This window comes from Thermoactinospora rubra, from assembly GCF_002093975.1.
Lineage (GTDB): Bacteria > Actinomycetota > Actinomycetes > Streptosporangiales > Streptosporangiaceae > Nonomuraea > Nonomuraea rubra_A.
This window is the reverse complement of the sequence record NZ_MSZZ01000092.1, coordinates 1-21,924: the sequence shown is the minus strand read 5'-3', so window position 1 is coordinate 21,924 and position 21,924 is coordinate 1. Positions and strand designations below refer to the sequence as shown.

24 protein-coding genes are annotated in these 21,924 nt (G+C 71.1%); 15 read left to right on the top strand and 9 right to left on the bottom strand.

All coding sequences use genetic code 11. The features are described from left to right. Nucleotides 1–259: 259 nt before the first annotated feature. On the bottom strand, nt 260–796 hold the full coding sequence (locus tag BSB02_RS38485; protein WP_420855913.1) for a peptidylprolyl isomerase: 537 nt from the start codon (nt 794–796) through the stop codon (nt 260–262). 173 nt (nt 797–969) lie between these two features. Here BSB02_RS38485 and BSB02_RS38480 point away from each other — a divergent pair, with 173 nt between their 5' ends. From BSB02_RS38480 to BSB02_RS38460, 5 genes are all read left to right on the top strand, one after another. Then, on the top strand, nt 970–1,416 hold the full coding sequence (locus BSB02_RS38480) for a YtxH domain-containing protein (protein ID WP_143591733.1): 447 nt from the start codon (nt 970–972) through the stop codon (nt 1,414–1,416). A gap of 90 nt (nt 1,417–1,506) precedes the next feature. Beyond that, the gene (locus tag BSB02_RS38475; RefSeq protein WP_206185125.1) at nt 1,507–2,112 is read left to right on the top strand and encodes an Rv3169 family protein; all 606 of its coding nucleotides are present in this window, start codon (nt 1,507–1,509) and stop codon (nt 2,110–2,112) included. A 38-nt stretch (nt 2,113–2,150) separates the two neighbouring features. Continuing rightward, entirely contained in the window at nt 2,151–3,695 is a 1,545-nt protein-coding gene (locus BSB02_RS38470; protein ID WP_084965940.1) for a recombinase family protein, read from the top strand. A 719-nt stretch (nt 3,696–4,414) separates the two neighbouring features. Beyond that, nucleotides 4,415–5,827: a replication initiator gene (locus tag BSB02_RS38465; protein WP_084965939.1), complete on the top strand. Its 1,413-nt coding sequence runs from the start codon at nt 4,415–4,417 to the stop codon at nt 5,825–5,827. 220 nt (nt 5,828–6,047) lie between these two features. Beyond that, entirely contained in the window at nt 6,048–6,308 is a 261-nt protein-coding gene (locus BSB02_RS38460; protein ID WP_084965938.1) for a hypothetical protein, read from the top strand. On the opposite strand, the gene BSB02_RS38455 is transcribed toward BSB02_RS38460, so the two are convergent. Then, nucleotides 6,305–7,351, bottom strand: a complete 1,047-nt coding sequence (locus BSB02_RS38455) for a helix-turn-helix domain-containing protein (protein WP_084965942.1) — start codon at nt 7,349–7,351, stop codon at nt 6,305–6,307. The two genes, BSB02_RS38460 and BSB02_RS38455, sit on opposite strands and share 4 nt — an antisense overlap. A gap of 365 nt (nt 7,352–7,716) precedes the next feature. Here BSB02_RS38455 and BSB02_RS38450 point away from each other — a divergent pair, with 365 nt between their 5' ends. From BSB02_RS38450 to BSB02_RS38445, 3 genes are all read left to right on the top strand, one after another. Next, nucleotides 7,717–7,923, top strand: a complete 207-nt coding sequence (locus BSB02_RS38450) for a hypothetical protein (protein ID WP_084965937.1) — start codon at nt 7,717–7,719, stop codon at nt 7,921–7,923. Next, on the top strand, nt 7,923–8,093 hold the full coding sequence (locus BSB02_RS40965) for a hypothetical protein (RefSeq protein WP_158088875.1): 171 nt from the start codon (nt 7,923–7,925) through the stop codon (nt 8,091–8,093). The genes BSB02_RS38450 and BSB02_RS40965 overlap by 1 nt, the downstream gene beginning before the upstream one ends. 765 nt (nt 8,094–8,858) lie before the next feature. Then, nucleotides 8,859–9,317, top strand: coding sequence for a hypothetical protein (locus BSB02_RS38445; protein WP_206185124.1), 459 nt, complete (start codon nt 8,859–8,861; stop codon nt 9,315–9,317). A 185-nt stretch (nt 9,318–9,502) separates the two neighbouring features. Here the strand turns inward: BSB02_RS38445 and BSB02_RS38440 are convergent, their stop codons facing one another. Continuing rightward, nucleotides 9,503–9,910: a hypothetical protein gene (locus tag BSB02_RS38440; protein ID WP_084965936.1), complete on the bottom strand. Its 408-nt coding sequence runs from the start codon at nt 9,908–9,910 to the stop codon at nt 9,503–9,505. Nucleotides 9,911–10,037: 127 nt separating this feature from the next. On the opposite strand from BSB02_RS38440, the gene BSB02_RS38435 reads away from it, so the two are divergent. Continuing rightward, the gene (locus BSB02_RS38435; protein ID WP_084965935.1) at nt 10,038–10,709 is read left to right on the top strand and encodes a response regulator transcription factor; all 672 of its coding nucleotides are present in this window, start codon (nt 10,038–10,040) and stop codon (nt 10,707–10,709) included. Then, nucleotides 10,706–11,968: a sensor histidine kinase gene (locus tag BSB02_RS38430; protein WP_084965934.1), complete on the top strand. Its 1,263-nt coding sequence runs from the start codon at nt 10,706–10,708 to the stop codon at nt 11,966–11,968. Before BSB02_RS38435 ends, BSB02_RS38430 begins: the two co-directional genes overlap by 4 nt. Here the strand turns inward: BSB02_RS38430 and BSB02_RS38425 are convergent. Genes BSB02_RS38425 through BSB02_RS38405 form a run of 5 tightly spaced genes read right to left on the bottom strand, consistent with a single transcriptional unit; the run spans nt 11,910 to nt 17,721 of the window. Then, the gene (locus BSB02_RS38425) at nt 11,910–12,881 is read right to left on the bottom strand and encodes a GNAT family N-acetyltransferase (RefSeq protein WP_084965933.1); all 972 of its coding nucleotides are present in this window, start codon (nt 12,879–12,881) and stop codon (nt 11,910–11,912) included. The genes BSB02_RS38430 and BSB02_RS38425 overlap by 59 nt on opposite strands. Nucleotides 12,882–12,902: 21 nt before the next feature. Beyond that, a complete protein-coding gene (locus BSB02_RS38420; RefSeq protein WP_206185123.1) occupies nt 12,903–13,253 on the bottom strand; it encodes a hypothetical protein in 351 nt (116 codons plus the stop codon). 11 nt (nt 13,254–13,264) lie between these two features. After that, nucleotides 13,265–13,861 carry a PadR family transcriptional regulator gene (locus BSB02_RS38415; protein ID WP_084965932.1) on the bottom strand — a complete coding sequence of 199 codons (597 nt, stop codon included), beginning with the start codon at nt 13,859–13,861 and terminating at the stop codon, nt 13,265–13,267. 28 nt (nt 13,862–13,889) lie between these two features. Further along, the gene (locus tag BSB02_RS38410; protein WP_084965931.1) at nt 13,890–14,684 is read right to left on the bottom strand and encodes an MBL fold metallo-hydrolase; all 795 of its coding nucleotides are present in this window, start codon (nt 14,682–14,684) and stop codon (nt 13,890–13,892) included. 22 nt (nt 14,685–14,706) lie between these two features. Continuing rightward, nucleotides 14,707–17,721 carry an ATP-binding protein gene (locus tag BSB02_RS38405; RefSeq protein ID WP_084965930.1) on the bottom strand — a complete coding sequence of 1,005 codons (3,015 nt, stop codon included), beginning with the start codon at nt 17,719–17,721 and terminating at the stop codon, nt 14,707–14,709. A 54-nt stretch (nt 17,722–17,775) separates the two neighbouring features. Between BSB02_RS38405 and BSB02_RS38400 the strand changes: the two genes are divergently transcribed. The 3 genes from BSB02_RS38400 to BSB02_RS40960 are packed head-to-tail and all read left to right on the top strand — an operon-like array spanning nt 17,776 to nt 19,461. Further along, nucleotides 17,776–18,750, top strand: a complete 975-nt coding sequence (locus tag BSB02_RS38400; RefSeq protein ID WP_084965929.1) for an NADP-dependent oxidoreductase — start codon at nt 17,776–17,778, stop codon at nt 18,748–18,750. Then, nucleotides 18,750–19,346 (top strand): NAD(P)H oxidoreductase, encoded by a 597-nt coding sequence (locus tag BSB02_RS38395; RefSeq protein WP_084965928.1) that lies wholly within the window; start codon nt 18,750–18,752, stop codon nt 19,344–19,346. The genes BSB02_RS38400 and BSB02_RS38395 overlap by 1 nt, the downstream gene beginning before the upstream one ends. Beyond that, nucleotides 19,318–19,461, top strand: coding sequence for a hypothetical protein (locus BSB02_RS40960; RefSeq protein WP_158088874.1), 144 nt, complete (start codon nt 19,318–19,320; stop codon nt 19,459–19,461). Before BSB02_RS38395 ends, BSB02_RS40960 begins: the two co-directional genes overlap by 29 nt. A 32-nt stretch (nt 19,462–19,493) precedes the next feature. On the opposite strand, the gene BSB02_RS38390 is transcribed toward BSB02_RS40960, so the two are convergent. Then, nucleotides 19,494–20,405 (bottom strand): AraC family transcriptional regulator, encoded by a 912-nt coding sequence (locus tag BSB02_RS38390; RefSeq protein WP_084965927.1) that lies wholly within the window; start codon nt 20,403–20,405, stop codon nt 19,494–19,496. Between the two features lie 70 nt (nt 20,406–20,475). Between BSB02_RS38390 and BSB02_RS38385 the strand changes: the two genes are divergently transcribed. Next, nucleotides 20,476–21,357: an SDR family oxidoreductase gene (locus tag BSB02_RS38385; RefSeq protein WP_084965926.1), complete on the top strand. Its 882-nt coding sequence runs from the start codon at nt 20,476–20,478 to the stop codon at nt 21,355–21,357. Beyond that, nucleotides 21,357–21,734 carry a DUF4440 domain-containing protein gene (locus tag BSB02_RS38380; protein ID WP_084965925.1) on the top strand — a complete coding sequence of 126 codons (378 nt, stop codon included), beginning with the start codon at nt 21,357–21,359 and terminating at the stop codon, nt 21,732–21,734. Before BSB02_RS38385 ends, BSB02_RS38380 begins: the two co-directional genes overlap by 1 nt. The last annotated feature ends 190 nt before the right edge of the window (nt 21,735–21,924 follow it).

Sequence of the window (21,924 nt, the reverse complement as noted above, 5' to 3'; positions counted from 1 at the left end):
CCCTGATCCGTGTCCTTTCCTACAGACACATCTGCGGAACCCAAGCCGATAACACCTGCCGGGTGGACACGCAGATAGCCGAGGACAGTGCGGAGCTGGCAGACTCAGTACTCAACGGAGATCCAGTTTCAGACGGATGGTTGTGGAAGATCACCCGTTCTACCGGATCTCCGTTCTGCTTGACAGCCCACAGCCTCTCTTAACTACCCGGCATTGAGCCTAGATCCCGCCGGAGACCCGTGGAGCAAGGCTTTCTGAGCTAGGCCGGAACCCTCTCGATGGTGACCTTCTCCAGCACGACGTCCTGCACCGGGCGGTCGTTGCGGCCGGTGGGGGTGTTGGCGATGGAGTCGACGACGTCGCGGCCCTCGATGACCTCGCCGAAGATGGTGTGGCCCTGGTTGAGGTGGGGCTGGGCGCTGACGGTGATGAAGAACTGGGAGCCGTTGGTGCCCTTGCCGAAGCGCTTGCCGGCGTTGGCCATGGCCATGAGGTAGGGCCGGTTGAAGGTGTTCTTGGCGTGGATCTCGTCGTCGAAGTCGTAGCCGGGGCCGCCGGTGCCCTGGCCGAGCGGGTCGCCGCCCTGGATCATGAAGCCGCGGATGACGCGGTGGAAGATCGTGCCGTCGTAGAGCGGATCGGTGGTCTTCCGCCCGGTTTCCGGGTGGGTCCACTCGCGGGCGCCCTCGGCCAGCTCGACGAAGTTGCGAACGGTCACCGGGGCGAGCTCGGGGAAGAGCTTGACGCGGATGGTGCCGTGGTTGGTCTGAAGGTTTGCGATCAGCTTCTCAGTCACGAGAAAGCCGCCCCCTCTGCGTTTTGTCCAGGTGTGTCGATTGTGGCCCTCGGGCCTCTCCAGCATCCTCCCACGGCCCGGGATGATTGAGGCGCCTTCCTCCGGGAAGGTCACGCTGCGGGGCCCCAACGACAGGGGAGGTTGTCGTGTCCCTGACACTCAGAAAACGCCGCGTGATCGTTGAAGTTCCGAGCACGTGGATGGGCCGCATGAAGGCCCAGGCGATGCGGGCCGGTGACCGGCTCGCACCGATGGCGGGGCAGGCCAGACAGGTCGCCTCGTCGCGTTTGGAGGACGCCCGTCACTGGGCGGCGCCGAGACTCGAGGAGGCCGCCCATCGGGTGGAGGAGGAGTTCGCGCCGCGCGTCAGCGAGATGCTGACCCGGGCGGCCAAGCGGGTCGACCCGACCCCGGCGCGTACGCGCCGCTGGCCGGTCGCCGTCCTCATGACCGGGATCGCGCTGGGCGCGATGGGTTACATGTTCTACCGTCGCAACGCCCAGCAGTGGACCGACCAGATGAAGGACTCGGCGGCCGACGCTTCCCGGTGGGTCAGCGAGAAGGCCGACCGCGCCGCGGACCAGGCCTCCTCCGTGGCCGACGAGGCGTCCAAGAAGTAAGCCGTCCGGCGCCCCCGGGGAACGTGGACCCCGGGGGCGCCGACGTGCCCACTGCGTTGACGTATAACCAAGCGCTTGCTACAACGAGGCATGACGCTGTCACCCCTCGACGACTACCCCGTCCATCAGGCGCCCGAGGTCATGCGCCACGTCGCGACCTCCGACCGCAACTTCTACGACCGGTACTACTTCAACTGCCACGACGGCACCGGCGAGCTGATGCTGCTCGTCGGCCTCGGCCAGTACCCCAACCTGGGGGTCACCGACGCCTTCGCCTGCGTACGGCACGCGGACATCCACAGGGTCGTGCGCGCCTCGCGCGAGCTCGGCGACGACCGCATGGACACCCGGGTCGGCCCCTTCCGCGTCGAGGTCCTCGAAGGGCTCAAACGGCTCCGCGTGGTGCTGGAGCCGACCGAGCATGGCCTGTCCTTCGACCTCGCCTGGGAGGGCACGATCCCGGCGACGCTCGAACCCCGGCACTTCCTGCGCTGGCAGGAACGGGTGGTCTTCGACTCGCTGCGGCTGGCGCAGACCGGGCGCTGGAGCGGGCACATCCGGGTGGGGGACGTCGAGATCCCGGTCACGCCCGACCGGTGGCAGGGCACCCGTGACCGGTCGTGGGGCATCCGGCCGGTCGGCGAGCCGGAACCGCCCGGCATCCAGGTGAAGAACCCGGGGACCTTCTACTGGTAGTAAAGACCTTAGACATCACTTCGTCTGAGGGGGCGCTCGTGCTGAAGCTGGCCGACCAGGCACCCGGCATGATTCCCGTGATCTCGTACGCCCGGATCTCGTCGGACACCCGCAAGGACGAACACGGGATCAAGGACCAGCACAAGATCAATCACAGGACGGCTGCCAAGCACGGATGGACGGTCGTCCGGGAACTCGACGACAACGACAAGTCCGCGGCCAAGGCCGACGTCTACCGCGATGGCTTCGAAACCATGATCAAGGCTCTGCGGGCGGGTCACCTCGACGACGGAACACCGGTACAGGGTGTGGTGGTCGTCGCGGACGACCGCTTGGTGCGTCGCCCCGGCGACTACGAACGCTTCGTGGAGGCGTTCACCTACCATGACGGCTTCGTCTACGCCGACGAGAAGCAGACCAAGAACCTCTACAGCGAGGATGTGGAGAGCATGGGCCTGTTCGGGGCCGTGATCTCCAAGATGGAAGTTCGTAAGATGCAGCGACGGATGCGCAACTCGCACCGGGAGCGGGCAGAGCAAGGCACTCCCGTAGGCGGTCCTCGTCCCTTCGGGTGGCAGGAAGACCGGCGAACACTGGATCCAGTAGAGGCGCCGCTTCTCCGGCAGGCCGCCCGCGATGTGATCGGCGGGCGCTCGCTCCACTCCATCGTGACAGAGTGGATCAAGAACGGGGTCCGGACGTCGCGGGGACATCAGTGGCGAACCCGTACGCTCAAGGTCGCGCTCTTGAACCCTCGCCTGTGCGGCTGGCGAAGCCTGAACGGTGAGCTGGTGCGAGACGACGACGGCAACCCGGTCGTAGGGCAATGGGAACCGGTCCTGACCCACGAAGAGTGGTTGGCCATAAAAGCGATCTTCGACCGGCGGAAGGGGCATGAAGTACTTCGCGACGGCACGATCGGTAATCCGCTTCCTCGCGACTTCCGCGAGAATCGCCACCTGCTCACCGGAATCCTGCGATGTGGCAAGGTCCTCGAAAACGGCCGGATGTGTAATACGCCGCTGGGCGTTCGCACCCGTAAGGACGGCGGACATCACATCTATCGGTGCCCGGCGAAGAGCAAGGGCGGCTGCGGGTCTCTCGCGAGGCGCGGGGACCTCGTTGACCTCTACGTGTCGGAACTCGTCCTGGCGAAGCTGGAAGAGGCGCGGATGCGCAAAGTGCCCACCTCGGACGTCTGGCCTCGGCAGAAGGAACTCGAAGAAGCACAAACGGCTCTGGATGAGCACGTGAGTGCATTCATGGACAAGCCACGCAGGATAAGCGCCGAGATGTTCTACCGGCTGCTTCCCGCCCTTGAGCGCGAGGTGCAGGAGCTCCGGGCAGAGAAGAGCCGCTTCGAGGGGGCCGCGAGAGCTCAGCGGGCACGTACGGAGATCAACGTGGATGATCTGCGGAAGCGCTGGTATCTGCCAGAGAGCGAGGGCGGGCTACCGATGTCACGGAAGCGCACGTATGTGCGTGAGGTGCTGCACACGGTCATCGTCCATCCCAGCGGGAAGACTGGCCGGGCTCCCTTCAACCCCGATCTTCTTGAGCCGATCCCGCGCGACGCCGCGTAGGACGTCCAAGACGTCTTCAAGACCGACAGGAAGCCGTGACCCTTACTGAAGAGTGACGGCTTCCTTGCTTATAGCCCGGCTTCGACGGACGTCTACGGACTCCCTCGGACGCTGACGGACGCTGACGGACGCTGACGGACGTTAAGAAGCGGGTGAGACGTGGAACTTTACATTGGATTCACTCGTTGCCGGGGTGGTAAATCTAGAGGTGACCGAAAGCCACCGACCCACAGACGATCTCCACAAGGAGGAGAGCGAGAAACCGGCCGCGACCATTCAATCCGAGCGCATTAAAGTCACCGGGCATTCAAAACACATGATTGCCGTTCCGTTGGAGGGACCCGGCCAACGGTAGGCCCTGATTCTCGACGAGCGCTCACCGGTTACCGTCGCATACAAAACACTCCAGAAGCACTCTCGCTCAGAGCACCACCGCAAGATGGCAGCTACCTTCCGTAGCTTGGTCTGCGCTGGTGCTTTGTCGTTCTCTGAGCGCGTTCGGTGGCTCCCTGCGGCGAAAGGAGCCTACCGCTGGTACCCGATGAGCTGGTGCCACACCTCAAGCTTGCTCAGGAGTGGGGCAAGCAGAAGGCCGCTCAACTCCCCGAGTGGTCGCCCGAGAAATGGCGGCGCGTCGCTGCCATTCTCGACGTCGAGATAGACCCTGGTCCCTCCGGCGTCGTCCCTGCTCATCCCGCCGAGAGTGGGAGGGATGCCGCGTGAGCGAGCACTCCTCCCTCTCTCCCGACATCCTTGCGGCGGCTCGGCGGGCGGAGCTGCCCGACTTCTCCCGGTGGCAAGAGATGGTCCGCGCTACCGGCGGATGTGCCCATCCGATCCGTCTCCAGGGCGAACGGGTGACCCTGGATGCGGCCACGGGCGAGGTCCTGGAGGTCTACCGCACCGCCGACGAACCGACCGGGTATCTGCTGACCGCGTGCGGCAACCGGCGCGCAGCACGTTGCCCGGCCTGCTCGGAGGTCTACCGAGACGATACCTATCACCTGATCCTGTCCGGACTGCGGGGCGGCAAGGGCGTACCCGAGGACGTCAGCACACACCCGCGCGTATTCGCGACCTTCACCGCCCCGTCCTTCGGCGCTGTCCACACGCGACGCGAGAAGGGAGGCAAGACGCTGCCCTGCCGTCCTCGACGCGACAACCCGGTGTGCGAGCACGGCCGGTTGCAAGAGTGCCGGGTACGGCACGCCGAGAATGATCCCCAGATCGGGCAACCGATCTGCGTGGACTGCTATGACTACGTCGGCGCAGTGCTGTGGAACGCGCATGCGGGCGAGCTGTGGCGGCGCTTCACTCAGGCTCTACCGGCCGCCTTCGCCCGATCGCTCGGTATCACGCGGGCGGAGCTGCGGCGGCGGGTTCGGCTGTCGTATGCCAAGGTCGCCGAGTACCAGGCGCGGGGCATGGTTCACTTCCATGCCGTGATCCGCCTGGACGGCCCCGGTGGACCGGCCGACCATCCCCCGGACTGGGCTACCGTGCCCACCCTGGAACGCGCGATTCGGCAAAGTGCCGAACACGTCGCCGTACCCGTCCCGGATGCCTCGGGCGACTCGTCCATCGTGCTGCGCTGGGGTCGCGAACTCGATGTCGAGCCGGTCTACCTCGACTCCGGCCTGGAGGGGATGTCTGACCATCGGGTCGCGTCCTACATCGCGAAGTACGCAACGAAGGGTGCCGAGTCTGCGGGCACGGTGGACCGCCCGATCCGCCACATGCGGGAAGTCGCCGGGCTCGACGTCAGCGAGCATGCCCGGCGCATGATCTACACGTGCTTCGTGCTGGCCGATCGGCCGGAGTATCGCGGCCTCCTGTTGCGGGCATGGGCGCACATGCTCGGCTACCGGGGGCACTTCTCGACCAAGAGCCGTCGCTACTCAGTCAGGCTCGGTGATCTGCGGCAGGCACGGGCCGATCATCGGGCGGCAGAGGCACGGCAGGCGCGGGGCCTCCCCGATCGTCCGGAGCACGAAACGGTTACTCACAGCGAGTGGCGCTACGCGGGGAGCGGCTACCGGCACGGCGAAGAGTTCTGGGCGGAGATCATCCGGCAGCGCACCGCGACCGCGCGCCGGATCGCTCGGGAGCGGGAGCAGCGCAAGACGGGGTGATGACGGCCCGGATCGTGCGGGAGTGGGGCGGCCGGCGGAATGCCGTAGGCACCCGAAGGGCGAGCGAAGCGAGTTCCGCCGGCGGCCCCACGGTGCGCTGTGTCGGATGGAGCAGAGGACTGCTGAGAGGGATTCAAAACCTCTACGGTGGATACACGACCTAGAGTTCAGCCCTTCGGGGCGTGCCGCTATCGAGATCGGCCAACTGCGAAGGCGGGGCATGGACGTCTGGATCACCTACCGTCTCATCAAGGATGATGACCCGAGCGGTGAATGCGAAGCTGGCAACGCGCCGGACCAAGAGAGTCGGCGAGAGCTGTTCACCCTTCCTGACCCGGACACGTCAGGATTCGAGCTGAACGGCACTTTCATCTCATACGGCCCCAGCATTGGGCAAATGCTCGCTGCGATCCGTCAGCGCAACAACTGTGATGCCGTCATTCTCAAGACCGAGATCGTTCGCCGTCAGCCAAGCGGCTAAGCGCGCTGCTCCGCATCGGCCAAGCGTGCACGGTAGTACTCCTGATCTCTCGGATACTGGCCGAGTCCGGCCAGTCCTTCGCGGAATCCTTCGGCGGCTGCCTGCCAATCTCGGACCGCATAGGCCGCGTCCGCCAGATGCAGCCGGGCGCGTACCGGGTCTAGCCAGTACAGCCAACTTGGACGGTCCGCTTCCTCCGGCACCCGCAGCGCCAGCTCGTAAGCTTCGTCGGCCAGACGGCGGGCTCGGTCGCGCTCCCCCACGGCAGCAGCAGCCATACAAGCGGCGTGAGCGGCAACGGACTCAGTGGCCGGAGACAAGGCGGTGAACGCATGTCGGGCGGCCTCAGCGGTCCGCAGGGCGCGTATGGGATCTCCACGGCTCAAGCTGTAGAAAGAGCGGACCCGGGTGACCCACGAAGCCAAGTCACCCTCCCCGGCCTCGACGGCCCATCCGTGGGCGAGATCGAGCCATGCCAGGGCCGCGCCATACTGGCCATGCTCGGCGGCGACCCACGACAGCCAGTGCGCGTGTTCCCCGGCAAGAACCAACAGACGGTCGGCGGCACGCCCGGAGGTGTCGGGAACGAGCCGGGTGACCGCGTCAAGCTGGGACCTGACAACCGGCCACAGTTCGCGCCCTCCTACGACGTCTTCGGCACGGCGATGCTCGGCCAACACGCGCCCGATCCACTCGGCAGTACGGATGTCGGTTCGTCCGGTCGCGTGGGCATGCGCTATCCGTTCGCGCAACTCTGGATCCGGGAGCCAATGTGCAAGGTTTTGTGCGTTACGGGCGATACCACCCAGTTCTTCGGGCACCTGCAACCCTTCAACGATCCGCGAAATGACTTCCGCTGAGGTTATCCGCCTGCGACCATTCTCGACGGCGGAAACGTGGGGCTGGGGCATGCCGATGAGCTCGCCCAACTTGAGCTGGGAGATCCCGGCAATGCGTCTGTACTCGCGGAAGACGACAGGCCAATCTTCCCGTGCCCACGCGGCACGTAGGCGCACGTCAGCCCAGAGGTTAGACCTGTTCATAGGCATGACAATACGCCCTTGGTATATGCCCGTGGAATCGAATCCGCGAAGCTCGGCCCCCACCATGGGAGACAAATAGCGGACCCGCCACAGTGCGCGAACACCGGGCGGGTCCTTGATCGCACACCGGAGGTGCGACCCATGGAGCAGCTTAAGACCATTCCGCCCAACCGGGCGAAGCCACATCCCTGCCACGAGGGCGGTGCCGGGGTGAACAAGCGTCAGTCCGAACGGCCGCGGGTGGACATGCCAGGCGCTCCCGCGTTGGTCGCCGTTGATCCGTGCGCGTCGGCGGAACGGCTGCGGCTGGCGCTTCAGGAACACCACATCGCCGCCGACGTTCACGACGGGTACGGGCCGCGCTGGTGTCCGTCTGGGCGGGCCTGGTCGTGTGGTGCGACGGTGAACGGTTCTGGTGGCGCTCGGGCTGGGACGAACGACGCCAGCGGACCGTCTACGCCTGGCACCCGGCCCATGACCCCGAGCACGCCGCCCGCCGCGTCTTCTTCCGCTACCGGGATCTGCGCGCCACGGACGGCCCGTCCCCAGCGGTCCAGGAAGGCGGATGCTGATGTACTCGGTTCCGATGCGCCTCCCGCTGTCGGGCGGCTCGCCCAGCCCGGAGTACGTCCAGGACTGCCTGATCGCCTTCTTCGGCTCCTGGGAGAACGCCTTGGCCAGTCCGGACGGCCGCGCGGTGATCGCCCGCCACCTCACCCCGCCTGACGACCTCGACCCCTAAAGACGGGGCGCGATGGGACGGCACACCCTCGGGTCGGCGCGGTCACGAGGATGCCCCGTCCCCGTCCCGTCGCGCCCGCAGCGGGACGGCAGCGCGGTGATCGTCCAGCCTTCCGGGTGGCTGGACCAACGCCGTATCCCGCGCTGCCGTACCCCCATGCGTGGGCCGGATCATCCCACGGCCCACTCCTCCCCCCGCCCCCGCACAGCCGCCCAAATTGTGTGTCCCGACCGAGATGTCAACTCCGGCTTCCGACGCCGGTCCCCCGTCCGGCTTCCACGCGGCCACACCCCCGAGCCGCACAGCCGGAGTTGACGCCGACCGAGGGACACGAACAATGGGCGCGCGGGGGCGGGGGCACGGACAGCAACCCGCACGCTGCCACCCTCTCAGGGCAGGCTCATCACCGGTGCCCATTGATCGCGTGTTTCCCCTGGGCGGGGTGCTGCTCGCGGGGCCGCCGCCCGCGTGCGGCGGCGGGCGCGTACGGCCCCCCAGGGCCGCATGCGCAAGCCCGCCTGGCCGCCGCGCGGGCGAGCGGCCTGCGGCGAGCGAAGCGAGCCCTTGACCCTGTAGAGAAACTTCTCGCCGAAGAACAGCTTGGACGCTCATGCATCGAGCGATGGGACATGAGCCGGGACCGGCATTCTGCCTGGTTGCGACGTGGCTGTCCTCGTCGTCGTGCCTGGACGATCATCGGATGCTGTGCTCATGCGGTCTTGATTAAGTGTTGTCTTATGCATGAACTAATGGCTGTACGCGCCGATGCAGTTCGACGACCACGCGATCCTGTGCATCCTCCAGGAGGACCACAAGGGGCGGCGGCTGCTGGAGGAGGCCGTTCGGGTGTGGGGGGACGGGCGCGAGGAGGAGTACCTGGGACGACCCGAGTACCACCCGGTCTACGCGCCCGGCACGCGCGAGGTCGTCTCGGCGACCGTGACCTTCTCCCCGCCCGGCGGCAAGCCGTTCGACGTGCGGTGCACGCCGCTGCTGCCGGTACACCTCATGGTCGGCACCGGGTACGGCCTGGAGCCGGACTGGAAGCACGGCATGTACCAGGGGCCAGGGCCCGTGGTCCAGGGGGTGACCTACACGTTGCCGGAGGACGCCGGGCGCATGTGGGGGATGGTCGACGCCGTGGGGCGCTTCGAGTACGACGGCCTCGTGGGGCACGGCCTGTTCGAGTACTGGGCTCTGGGGCCGCACCCCTCCTTCGCCTGACCCGCCGTACCCCAGCCGACCACCTCAGTGGTGCGGGACCGGGAGGGGAAAGCCGCCGACCCCACCGCCCCGCCGTACCGCAACCGACCACCTCAGTGGTGCAGGACCGAGGTGGAAGAGGAGCGCCGGCGTGTGAGGGTGCCGTGCGGGGCGGCGGGAAGGGGGGCGGCGAGAGGCGCCGGAGGTTACTCGTCCGTGCAGGTGATCGTCACCGCGTGCCCGTCCACCGGCGCCGCCTCGTCCGCCAGCTTGGCCTTCCCGGCCGCGGGCTCGGCGGGCACGGCGGGCACGGCCTCCTTCCACTCGCCCGCCTCGTCGGCCGGCACCACGCGGGTGAACTCGATCCTCTCCACGGTTCCCTCCGCGGGCGCGGCGTCGGGCGCCCTGGTCACCGCCACGGCGGTCCCATCGGCCAGGTCCACGGTCTTCGCCGGCGTCGCGGCGGAGACCTCGAACCGCTTGCCGTCGCTCGTCTTGCAGACGAGCGTCTTCTCCCCGCCCGGCCCCTCGTCGGCCAGGGCCGACCCGCTCAGCCCGGTCATGAGAGCCAGCACCGCCGCCGCGCCCAGCACGGCGGCACGTCGCTTGCGCATTCCGACCTCCTCGGTGAATGTCTGCCTGAACGCCGCCGAGACTCTCAGAGCCGACCTGAAGCCACCCTGAATCCCCCCGAAGCCGTCTTCAGCTTCGCTTTAGGTCCCGTCGGGCACGCTGGGCGGCGTGCGTGTCCTGCTGGTGGAAGACGAGGAACGCCTGGCCGCCCTGCTGAAGCAGGGCCTGGCCGGCGAGGGGTTCGCGGTCGACGTGGCGCACGACGGCCGCGAGGGGCTGTGGCTGGCCACGGAGAACGACTACGACGTCATCGTCCTGGACGTGATGCTCCCCCGGCTGAACGGCTACGCCGTGTGCGCCCGCCTGCGCGAGGCCGGCGACTGGACCCCGATCATGATGCTGACCGCCAAGGACGGCGTCTACGACGAGGCCGAGGCGCTCGACACCGGCGCCGACGACTACCTGGCCAAGCCGTTCTCCTACGTCGTGCTCCTCGCCCGGCTGCGTGCGCTGGTACGGCGGGGCGGCCGCGAGCGGCCTGTGGCCATCACGGTGGGCGACCTGACGGTCGACCCGGCCGGGCTGAAGTGCTTCCGCGGCGCGACCGAGATCCCGCTGACGCCCAAGGAGTTCGCGGTGCTGCACGGCCTGGCCAGGCGCGCGGGCGAGGTGGTGTCCAAGAGCGAGCTGCTGGCCCAGGCCTGGGACTTCTCCTACGACGGCGACCCGAACATCGTCGAGGTGTACATCAGCGCCCTGCGCCGCAAGATCGACGTGCCGTTTGGGCGGTCGTCGCTGGTGACGGTGCGCGGCGCCGGGTATCGCCTGGAGCCGGCGTGAGGGCGGCCCGCTCGGTCCGGGTGCGGGCCACGCTCGCGGCGACCCTGGTGGTCGCACTCGCGCTGGCGGTGACGGTGGTCGTGCTGGTGGTCGCCCTGCGCGGCAGCCTGTGGGACAGCGCCACCCAGCAGGCGGCGCGCAGGGCGGCGATCGCGGCCGAGGCCCTGCCGGCCGAGAGCGCGACGGTCGCGACATCGCCCCAGCTGACGATCGCCGATCCGGACGTCACCGTGGCCAGGGCCGGGGCCGCCCCCGCCGACTGGCTGCCGGCCGAGAGCTTCGCCGTCGCCCGGCTGACGGTCCCGGCCGAGGACGGCGACGCACTCACGGTCTTCGCCCGCGAGTCGCTGGCCCCGGCCGACCGGGCGCTGGACACGCTGCGCCGGGTGCTGCTGCCCGGCGTGCCGATCCTGCTGGCCGTGGTGGCCGGGATGACGTGGTTCGCGGTCGGCGGGGCGCTGCGCCCGGTCGCGGCCATCCGCGCCAAGATGGCCGACATCACCGCGCGGGACCTGCACCAGCGCGTCCCGGTGCCCGACTCGGGGGACGAGGTGGCGGCGCTGGCCGCGACCGTCAACGCCACGCTCGACCGGCTGGAGACGGCCGTCGAGCGGCACAAGCGTTTCGTCGCCGACGCCGCCCACGAGCTGCGCAGCCCGATCGCCACGCTCCGCGCCCGCCTGGAGCTGACCGCGCCGCCGGACGTGGCCGCCGAGGCACTGGCCGACGTGACGCGGCTGCAGGCGCTGGCCGGCGACCTGCTGCTGCTGGCGCGGCTGGACGCCGGCGAGCCGCTGCGCGCTCAGGACCTCGACCTGGGCCAGGTCGCCGCGGAGACGGCGCTGCGCTGGATGGGCCGCCCCGGGGTGCGCGTCGAGCTGGACGTCCAGCCCGACGTGGTCGTGAGCGGCTCGCGCGGCCACCTGGAACGGCTGGTGTCCAACCTGGTGGACAACGCCGTACGGCACGCGGCCGCCACCGTGGTCGTGCGCGTGACGGCGGACGGCGGCCGGGCGCGGCTGGAGGTGCTGGACGACGGCCCGGGCGTGCCTCCCGAGCACCGCGAGGCGGTGTTCGACCGCTTCACCCGGCTGGACGAGGCCAGGGCCAGGGACGCCGGAGGGGCGGGGCTGGGCCTGCCGATCGCGCGGGACATCGCCGTGCTCCACGGCGGCAGCCTGGTGGCCGCCGACGGCGGGTTCATCGCGACGTTCCCCTCAGCGGCAGCGCGTACACCGCCCCCCGGTGCTCGACCTTGAACCCGGCCCGCTCGTACACCCCCACGGCCCCGGTGGGGTTGTCGGCGTCCACGCCCAGGCTGGCCGTGCCGTACCCCTGGCGTCTGAACTCCGTGAGCGCGTGCGCGATCAGCGCGCCGGCCACGCCCCTGCCGCGCCACTCGCGCAGCGTCCCGATGATCGCGATGTAGGCGTCGCGCACGCCCGTCGCGGCCGTGTCGGCCTCGAAGTACTGGGTGAGGAGGATGCTCACCACCCGGTCGCCGGCCAGCGCCAGGAAGCTCGACTCCGGCCGGAAGGAGCTCGCCCCGGTGAGGGCGTGCCGCCAGCTCTCCGGCGTGTGCGGCACGCTGCCCCAGTGGTCGCGGAAGGCGAGGTTCCGCACGGCGCGCGCCCCGTCGTCCAGCTCGGGCGACCACGGGACGATCCGGATGCCGTCGGGGACGGCGGCCCGCGGCCGGGCCTCGGCCAGGTCGGCCGACATCTCGAAGAACCAGCGCACCTGCGTGAAGCCCGCGCTCTCCAGCAGGGCCGCCTTGCCCTTCTCGCGGTCGTCGGCCCCGGCGTGGAGCTCCAGCGGCCTGCCGGGGTAGCGCCTGTCGTGGAGGACGGGCGCGGTGCGGATCGCCCAGTCAAGGATCCGCCTGCCGTACCCCTGCCGGCGGACCTGCGGGTGCACGCCGCCGCCCAGGACCATCAGGTGCGCCGGGTCGGCGGCCTGCTTGCACGGCAGCAGCCCGGCGGCCACCAGGCGGGTCCCGTGCCAGGCGCCGAGCGTGCCCTCCGCGAGGTCGAGCAGCGGGTCGGCGAGGTACTCGGCCATGTCGTCGGCGCTGTAGTGCTCGTCGATCCGGTCCTCCGCCTCGATCGCCGCGTACAGCTCGGCCAGCGCCTCGGCGTCGTCCCGGCTCAGCGGGCCCCAGGTGATGTCCACACGATCAGGGTATGGGCGGGCTCAACCGGTTTTCAGGCGGGCGGGAACGCCGAGCCTGCGGCCGATCTCGGCGATGCCCTGGGCGAAGCCGTCGCGCGTGGTCTCCCTGAAGCCGATGAAGAACTTGTTGGCCAGCGGCACGCCCCAGCGCATCCACTGGGCGACGTTGTAGACGCGGTGAACGAGCAGGGTGCCCTCGGGGTGCGGCGAGGCGTGCCACTCGCCGCGGTACCACCAGCCGCCCTGGATCGACAGGCTCCGGTCGCCCACCTCCACGGTCCCGTGGGCCGGGATCGTGGCGCGCAGCTCCCGCATGACCTTCTCGGGCGGCGCCCCGATGACGCCCGCGACCTCGGTGATCAGCTTCCTCATCGGCTCCTCCGTCACTCGAGCACGCGCTCCAGCAGCTCCGCCCGCACCGTCCCCGGCCAGTCCAGCTCGCCCTTCTCCGCCCGGGCGACCAGCCCGCGCAGCCAGTCCAGCTCGGTGACGGCCAGCGCCCGCTCGTAGTCGACCTCCAGCCACAGCACGTCAGGCAGGTCGCGCTCGCGCAGCTCCCTGACGTGCGCCTCGAAGCCGGCGATCCGGCCTTCGAGCGTGGCCGTACGCGCCCGCAGCGCGCGGACGGCCTCCGCGGCCGGCAGGCAGCCGATCAGCGAGATCGCCGCGACGAACGCCCGCCGGTCGGGGTCGGGCCGCTCCAGCAGCTCGCGGAGCCGCGTGCGGAGCTCCCTGCGCCCCTCGTCGGTGATCTCGTAGACCGTGCGCTCCGGCCTGCGGCCCTCGCGGCTGGTCTCCACGGGGACGATCAGCTCCTCCTTCGCCAGCCGCTCGACCGCGTGGTAGAGGCTGCGCGGCAGGCCGGTCACGTAGTCCTTGTGGGTGTCGACGATGAAGCGGTGCAGCTCGTAGGGGTGGCTAGCGCGCACCGAGAGCATGGCGAGCACGGTCAGGCCCACCAGGTTCGGACGTCGTGCCATAGTGCTTTCTCCTATATTGCAAAATGCACTATATCAGCTGGAGCCAGGCGCGCTCGATGGCCGTGCGGGCGGCCTCCTCGGGGAACGGCGCCCCCGCCGGGACCTCCTTCGTCCCGGCCGCGTACGCCTGCCGCGCGAGTTCGGCCATGACCGCGATCTGGGCCCGCTGCTCCTCCACGAACGCCCGGTCGACCACCGCGCCGTGCCCCGGGACGATCACGTCCTCCGGCAGCTCGCCGAGCATCGCGGCCAGGGTGAGGGGCCAGTCGAGCGGGTACCCGTCGCCGAAGGACGGCGGCGCGCCCTCCTCCACCAGGTCGCCCGCGAACACCACGCCCGCGTCCGGCACCTGGACCACGATGTCGTTGTCGGTGTGGCCGCGGCCGAAGTACCGCAGGTGGACCGCACGCCCGCCGATGTCCAGCGTGGCGCTCTCGGCGAACGTGTGGTCCGGCGGGACGATCTCCACCTCCTCGATCTCGGCCCGCCGCTCCTCGGGCATGAAGCCCAGGACGTTGCCGCGCTGGAGCTCCCCCTCCCGCTCCAGGTCCTCGGCGCAGCGCAGGTGCCCCCAGATCTCCGCCGGGCGGAACGCCGCGTTGCCGAAGCAGTGGTCGAAGTGCGCGTGGCTGTTGACCACGGTCCAGGACGCGCTCGTGACCTGCCTGATCGCCGCGATGAGGTCGCCCGCCTCCCGGTGCGACATCCTGGTGTCGAGCACCAGGCAGTGGCCGTCGCCCACGACGAGCCCGACGTTGAGGTCGAAGGAGCGGTGCCGGCGGACGAAGACGCGGTCGCCGATCTCCTGCCAGGGTTCGTTCATGCCCCCCGACGATAGAGGAGCGCTATTCCCCCAGGCGGCGCAGGATGCGGGCGACGTCGCGCCGCTCGCCCTCCGGCAGCGGGGCGCCGACCGACTCGCGCAGCCGGCGGGCCCGCTCCAGCAGCCGGGCGGCCTCCTCCCGGCGGCCGGCGAGCGACTCGGCTCCGGCCAGCCCCTCGTAGGCCAGCGCCACCGCGCGGGGATCGCCGATCCGCTCGGCGGCGGCCAGACCCTCGCGGTGCCACTCGAGGGCGGTGGCGGCGTCACCCCGCTCCTCGGCCACGAAGCCCAGCTCGGCCAGCACCAGCGCCAGCCCGGGCTCCCCGTCCACGCCCCGCAGGAAGTCCAGCCACCTGGTGAGGTGGGCTTCCGCGGCGTCCAGCCGTCCCTGCCGCCGGGCGCTCAGCGCGAGACCGATCTCCGCGAACTCCTCGGCCACCTCGTCGCCCTGGGTCGCGGCCAGCCGCCTGGCCCGCTCGTGGAAGTCGTCGGCGTCGGCGAGCTCCCCCCGCAACAGGGCGATCCTGCCCAGCCCCGACAGCCGGTGGGAGACCTCCACCCACAGCTCGAGGTCCTCGGCGATGCGCAGGCCCTCGCGGTGCAGGCGGGCGGCTTCGCCGTACCGGCCGAAGATCTCCGCGAGCACGCTGAGCGTCTCGATCGCTCTGAGCTGTCCCCACCGGTCGCCGAGCCTGCGGAACAGGGCCATGCTCTCCTCGGCGTCCCGGCGCGCGGCCTCCAGGTCGCCGCGGGCCCTGCCCATCGTGGCCCGTACGGCCAGCGCCGCCGCCCTGACCCAGCGATCCTCCCCGGCCTGGGCCAGGGCGCGGTCGAGCAGGGCGGCCGTGGTGGCGAGGTCGCCGAAGGGACGGTGGGCGTAGGCGAGGAACCAGGTCTCCCGGGCGTCGTGGGTCTCGGGCAGCTCCACGCGCTCGCCGGTGAGCCAGGCGACGCCCGCGCGCCAGACGCGGGTGCCCGGGCCGTCGTGGCGCTCCAGCCACCGGCGGGCCTCGCTGAGCCTGCCGCGCACCACCCAGTACCAGCCGAGCGCCCGCGCCAGCCGCGCCCCGGCCTCCTCCGACTCCAGCGCCAGGCGCAGGTTCGCGCTTTCGACGTCGAGGCGTTCCAGCCACATGCGCTGCGCCGGGCCGTACAGCTCGGGCGCGGCGCGCTCGGCCAGGCGCGTGTAGGCCAGGGCGTGGCGGCGCGTCATCTTCTCCAGCTCGCCGTGCTCGGCCAGCCGTTCCAGGCAGTAGGCCCTGACCGACTCCAGCAGCCGGTGACGCGGCCCGGGGGTGACGAGCGAGCGGTCGACCAGGCGGGGGAGCACGTCGACGACGTCCGCGCCGCCGACCTCCCGCGCGGCGTCGAGGGTGCATCCGTCGGCGTGGACGGCCAGCCTGCGCAGCACCGTGCGCTCGGGGCCGGGGAGCAGGTCCCAGCTCCAGTCGATCATCGCGCGGAGCGTCTGGTGGCGCGGCGGCGTGCCGCGGGAGCCGGAGGACAGCAGGCGGAACCGGTCGTCGAGCCGTTCGGCCAGCTCGCGTGCGCCGAGCGTGCGCATGCGGGTGGCGGCCAGTTCGAGGGCGAGCGGGAGGCCGTCGAGGCGGCGGCAGACGGCCTCGACGTGGGGGTCGAAGGTCGCTCCCGGGACGCGGGACAGCAGCAAGCGGACGGCGTCGGGCAGGTCGAGCGGCGGTACGGCGTGCACCAGCTCGCCCGGGAGGGCGAGGGGTTCCTGGCTGGTGGCCAGGATGCGCGCGCCGGGGGCGGAGCGCAGGATCAGCGCGGCGAGCTCGGCGACGGGCTCGATCACGTGCTCGCAGTTGTCCAGGACGAGCAGGACGCGCATCGCGCGGACGGCGTTGAGGAGCTGGTCGAGCAGGGTGCCGCGGGCGGCGTCGTCGCGCACGCCGAGGGCGGCGGCCACGACGTCCACCACGGCCGCGAGAGGCGCGCCCACCTTCAGCCCCGCCAGGTCGGCCAGCCAGGCGCCGTCGGGGATCGCGGGCGTCCCGGGGAAGGCGTCCGGGGTGACCGGCCGGAAGCCGCCGGACCTCTCGGGGGAGGCGTCCGCGGTGACCGGCCAGACGCTGTCGGGCGTCCCGAGCGAGGCGTCCGCGGTGGTCAGCTGGAGCGCGACCTCCACGGCGAGCCGGGTCTTGCCCACGCCGCCCGGGCCGGTCAGCGTGACGAGCCTGCCACGGCCCAGCGACTCGCGGACGGCCCGCACCTCCTCCTCCCGACCGACCAGCTCGGCGACCGGGGCCGGAAGGTTGCTGCGCGGCCGCTGGACGGGCGGGCGCAGGTCCTGGCGCAGGATCGCCTCGTGCAGCGCCCTGAGCTCCGGGCCCGGATCGAGGCCCAGCTCCTCGGCCAGCCGTTCGCGGAACTCCCCGTAACCGCGCAACGCCTCGGCCGGACGCCCCGCGTGGTAGAGCGCCCGCATGTGCGCGGCACGCAACCGCTCGCGCAACGGATGCCGCGCCACCAGGTCCGCCAGCTCCCCCGCCAGCACGCGGTGCTCGCCGAGCGCCAGCCGTACCTCGGCCTGCTCCTCCAGGGCGGCCAGCCGCTCCTCCTCCAGGCGCGCGGCCGCGGGCCGGACGAACGGCGCGTCGGCGAAGTCCGCGAAGGCGGGCCCGCGCCACAACGCCAGGGCGTCGGCCAGCAGGACGGCACGGCTGCGCGGGTCCTCGGTCCTGCGGGCGCGGTCCGTCAGGTCGCGGAAGGCGGCGGCGTCGGTGTCGCCCTCCAGCACGTAGCCGGGCGCGCGGAACCGTACGGCGTCTCGCGCGCCGGGCTCGGCCCGCTCCAGCGCCTGGCGCAGCCGCGAGACCTTGAGCTGCAGCGCTCCGGCGGGGTTCGCGGGCACGTCGTCGCCCCACAGGTCGTCGATCAGCCGGTCCGCCGACACCACGGCGCCGGCGTGGGCGAGCAGGTCCGCCAGGAGCGCCCGGACCTTGGCCTCGGGAACCGGCACCGGCCTCCCGTCCGCCGTCCAGGCGGTCACCGGGCCCAGGACTCCGAAGCGCATAGCCGACACGGTACCGACAGCGTTCCGACAGTCCCTCCCGGCAGGCTCCCCACCATGAAGACCAAGCAGATCGTGCTCGCCTCCCGCCCCGCCGGACAGCCCTCCCTCGACGACTTCCGCCTCGTCACCGCCGAGGTGCCCGAGCTGCGCGAGGGCCAGATGCTCGTGCGCAACACCTGGATGTCGGTCGATCCCTACATGCGCGGCCGGATGGACGACAAGCCCTCCTACATCCCGCCCTTCCGGATCGGCGAGCCGCTGGAGGGCTCCGCCGTGGGCGAGGTCGTGGCCTCCCGCGGACCGGTGCCGGTGGGCGCCACGGTGACGCATTTCGCGGGCTGGCGGGAGTACTCCGTCGTGGACGACGCCACCGTGATCGACACCTCGGCGGCGCCCGAGCAGGCCTACCTCGGCCCCCTCGGAACCACCGGACTGACCGCCTACATCGCCCTGACCCAGATCGCCCCGGTACGGCGGGGCGACGTGGTGTTCGTGTCCGCCGCGGCGGGCGCGGTGGGCAGCGTGGCCGGCCAGATCGCCCGCAGGCTGGGCGCCTCCCTGGTGATCGGCTCGGCCGGCGGGCCGCAGAAGGCTGAGAGGCTGACCTCGGACTTCGGGTTCGACGTGGCCCTCGACTACAAGGCCGCCCCCATCGCCGACCAGCTCGCCCCCTACGAGATCGACGTCTACCTCGACTCCGTGGGCGGCGACCACCTGGAGGCGGCCATCGCGTCGATGCGGGACTTCGGCCGGATCGCCCTGGTCGGCGCGATCAGCACCTACAACGGCGCTCCGGCGCCGGTCGGCAACCTCTTCGAGGCGGCCAGGAAGCGGGTCGGCCTGCGCGGGATGGTCATCATCGACCACCTCGCGTCGTTCGCCGAGTACGTTCCCCAGGCCGTCCAGTGGCTGCGGGAGGGCAGCCTGCGCACCGCCGAGACGGTCGTCGAGGGACTGGAGCAGGCGCCTGCCGCGCTGCTCGACGTCCTGCGCGGGCGGAACGTCGGCAAGATGCTGGTGAGGCTGTGATGCCCGCGCTCGTGGTCGTCTGCCATCCGCGTCCCGGCTCGCTGACCGCGCGGGTGGCGGAGCGGGCCCTGGCCCGCTTCGAGTCCGCCGACCTCCTCGACCTGCACGCCGAGGGCTTCGATCCGCGGATGACGACCGCGGACGAGCCGGACTGGGCCGATCCGGCCAAGCCGTACTCCCCCGAGGTCCACGCCCACTTCGAGCGCCTGCTCGCCGCCGACCCCATCGTCGTGGTCTTCCCCGTCTGGTGGTTCGGCCTGCCCGCGACGCTGAAGGGCTGGATCGACCGGGTCTGGAACCACGGCCTGACCTACGGGCGGCCGGTTCCCGCGCTGGCAGGCAAGCGGATGGCTTGGATCGGGCTGACGGGGTACGCCGAGGACGCCTTCGTCGGAGGCGGCTGGGACAAGGTGATCGACCAGCAGCTCCGCGTGGGGATCAGCGAGTTCTGCGGGATCGGCGACGTCACCGTCCGCTTCGTCCACGGCACCGTGCCCGACTCGCCCTCGCCGGGCCATGTCGAAGCCGTCCTGGCCGCGGCGGATGCGGCACTGGATACTGCACTCCATGGATTCCGGACCGCGGCGGCGCCCTGACGGCGAGGTGATCGAGACCAGGACGGTGCCGTGGATCCCGGCGCCGCACCGGGTGGAGTACGCCCTGTCGAGGGACGGGCGCGGCAAGGCCATTGCGGGCACCGCAACTGGCTGACCCTGTACCGGGCGCTCTGATCCAGGTCGCCTCTAGGCCGCCCCTCGGCGAAACTCCCCCGGCGTCCGTCCCGACCAGGCGCGGAACGCCAGGTGGAACCCCACGGCCGAGCCGTACCCGACGCGCTCGGCGATGCGGCCGTGCGGCAGGGTGGTGTCGGCGAGCAGCCGGGCCGCCTCCTGCATGCGGCGCGCGGTGAGGTGCCGCATCGGCGGCTCGCCCACCAGGTCCCGGAACGCCGCCGCGAAGGCGGACCGCGACAGTCCCGCCTCGGCGGCCAGCGACTCCAGCGTCCACGGCTCGGCGAAGCGGGTGTGGATCGCCAGCAGCGCCTTGCCGATGGCCGGGTGGCGCATCGCCCGCAGGACCGGCGCGGGCAGCTCGGTGAGCGCCGCGCGGAGGGCCAGGACGAAGACCAGCTCGAAGGCGCGCAGCGTCACCAGCGGCGCCCCCGCCTCCTCGGCCGTCCACTCCTCCGCGAGCCGCCGCAACGTGCTCGCCAGGAACGGCTGCCGCTCCACGGCCGGGCGGTCCAGGACGATCACCTGGGGCAGGGCGCGGTACAGCGGCGCGGCCGACTGGGGGTCGTAGTGCAGACCGCCGCACAGCATCACGGTGGCCGGGCCGTACCCGTCGATCTCGACGGTGCGGACGGCGCCGAGCGGCCTGTCGGCGAGGAGCCGGGACAGCGGCGTCGCCGTACGGCCGGGCCGGTCGCCGAGGCGGTGGCCGGCGCCGTGCGGGAAGACCGCGAGGTCGCCGGCACGCAGGTGGATCACGTCGTCGCCGAGCTCGGCCACGCACTCGCCGTCCTGGACGTAGTGGAGGATCGCGCAGTCCTCGCGTTCGCCGGCGACGGCCCAGGGGGCTCTGGCGATCCAGCGGCTGTGGAAGACGCCGCCGAGGCGCAGCGGGGACAGCAGCTCGCTCAAGAGATCATCCATGGACGATCCTTATGTTCGGCGATATTTCTCTTTATCGAGAGTAGCGTCGGTCTTTGCCAGATTTTTCGGCATGCGAACCTTCCTTGTCATCGGCGCCGGCGGCCAGCAGGGCGGCGCCGTCGCCCGCCACCTCGCCGGCCAGGGCCACGCCGTACGTGGCCTTTCCCGTACGGCCGGGCGCATCCCGCAAGGCGTCGAGCCGTTCACCGCGGACCTGGGCGACCTCTCCGCGCTCAAGGCGGCCTTCACCGGCGTCACGCACGTGTCGGTGACCCTGCCCATGGTCTACGACGCTCCGCTGGTGGACTCCTACGTCCGCCACCTGGTCGACGCCGCCCTGGCGAACGACGTCGAGCGCCTGGTCTTCAACACGACCACCCGGTACCCGGCCGGCGGCACCGGGCTCGCGGCCTGGGAGACGCGGCGGGCGGCGGCCCGGGCGTTCCTCGAGTCCGGGGTGCCCGCCGTGGTGCTGCGGCCGTCGGTCTACCTGGACAACCTCCTCGGCCCGTGGACCTGGGGGCCGCTCGTGCGGGAGGGCGTCCTGCGGTATCCGCTCCCGGCCGGCCTGCCCGTGGCCTGGGCCAACCACGCGGACCTGGCGGCGGCCACCGCCGCGGCGCTCACCGCCCCGGGGGTCGAGGGGTCGGTGGTGGACCTGGGCGCCTCCCCGCCGATGACCGGCGCGGAGCTCGCCCCGCTCTTCGGGGAGGCGCTGGGGCGGGAGGTCGGGTACGAGACGCTGGATCCCGAGGAGTTCGAGGCGGGGCTGGCCGGCGTGCTGGGCGCCGGAACGGCCCGGACGGTGGCGGACACATACCGGTGGATCGCGTCGCATGCGGATGCCGAGTTCTATGAAGGCGTGGCCCGCGAGGGCGTGTGGGAGGCTCTGGCGCCCGCGACGCCGGTGCGGGACTGGATCGCCGGCCGGCCGTGGGAGGCGCTGGGCTGATGAACGCACTCGAACCGATCCGCGCCGAGATCGTGCGGCACCATGAGGTGATCCGGCGGTGGCTCGCGGGGACGATGCCGCGATCGGACTTCGGGGCTTTCGCGGACGCCCACGCACCGGGCTTCACGATGGTGCGGCCCGACGGCTCGGCGCTGGACCGGGATCGGGTGCTGGAGCGGGTCCGGGAGGCGTACGGGACGGCTCCCGGGATCGTCATCGAGATCTCGGACGTGGCCCTGGTCGCGGAGGAGGGGCCGCTGGCCGTGGCGTCCTATGCCGAGCGCCGGAGCACGGGTCCGGCCATCCGCTCCACGGTGGTGTTCAGGCGCGGGAGCGGCTTGGCGTGGCTGCACCTGCACGAGACGATCGTGAGCTAGGACGCTCCTCGTCTTCCCTCTGCGGCACCACTCGGGGGACACGTTCGGCTACGAGAAGGCGGGCACTCAGCGCACTGCCGAGCACCTCCGCCTGGACGGCAGGAAGATCGTCTCGATCATGCCGGTGTTCGGCGCCTCTCTAGCTCCAATGCCGTGTAGTTAAGGTCTGGAGCCGGGCGTCAAGGGTCGG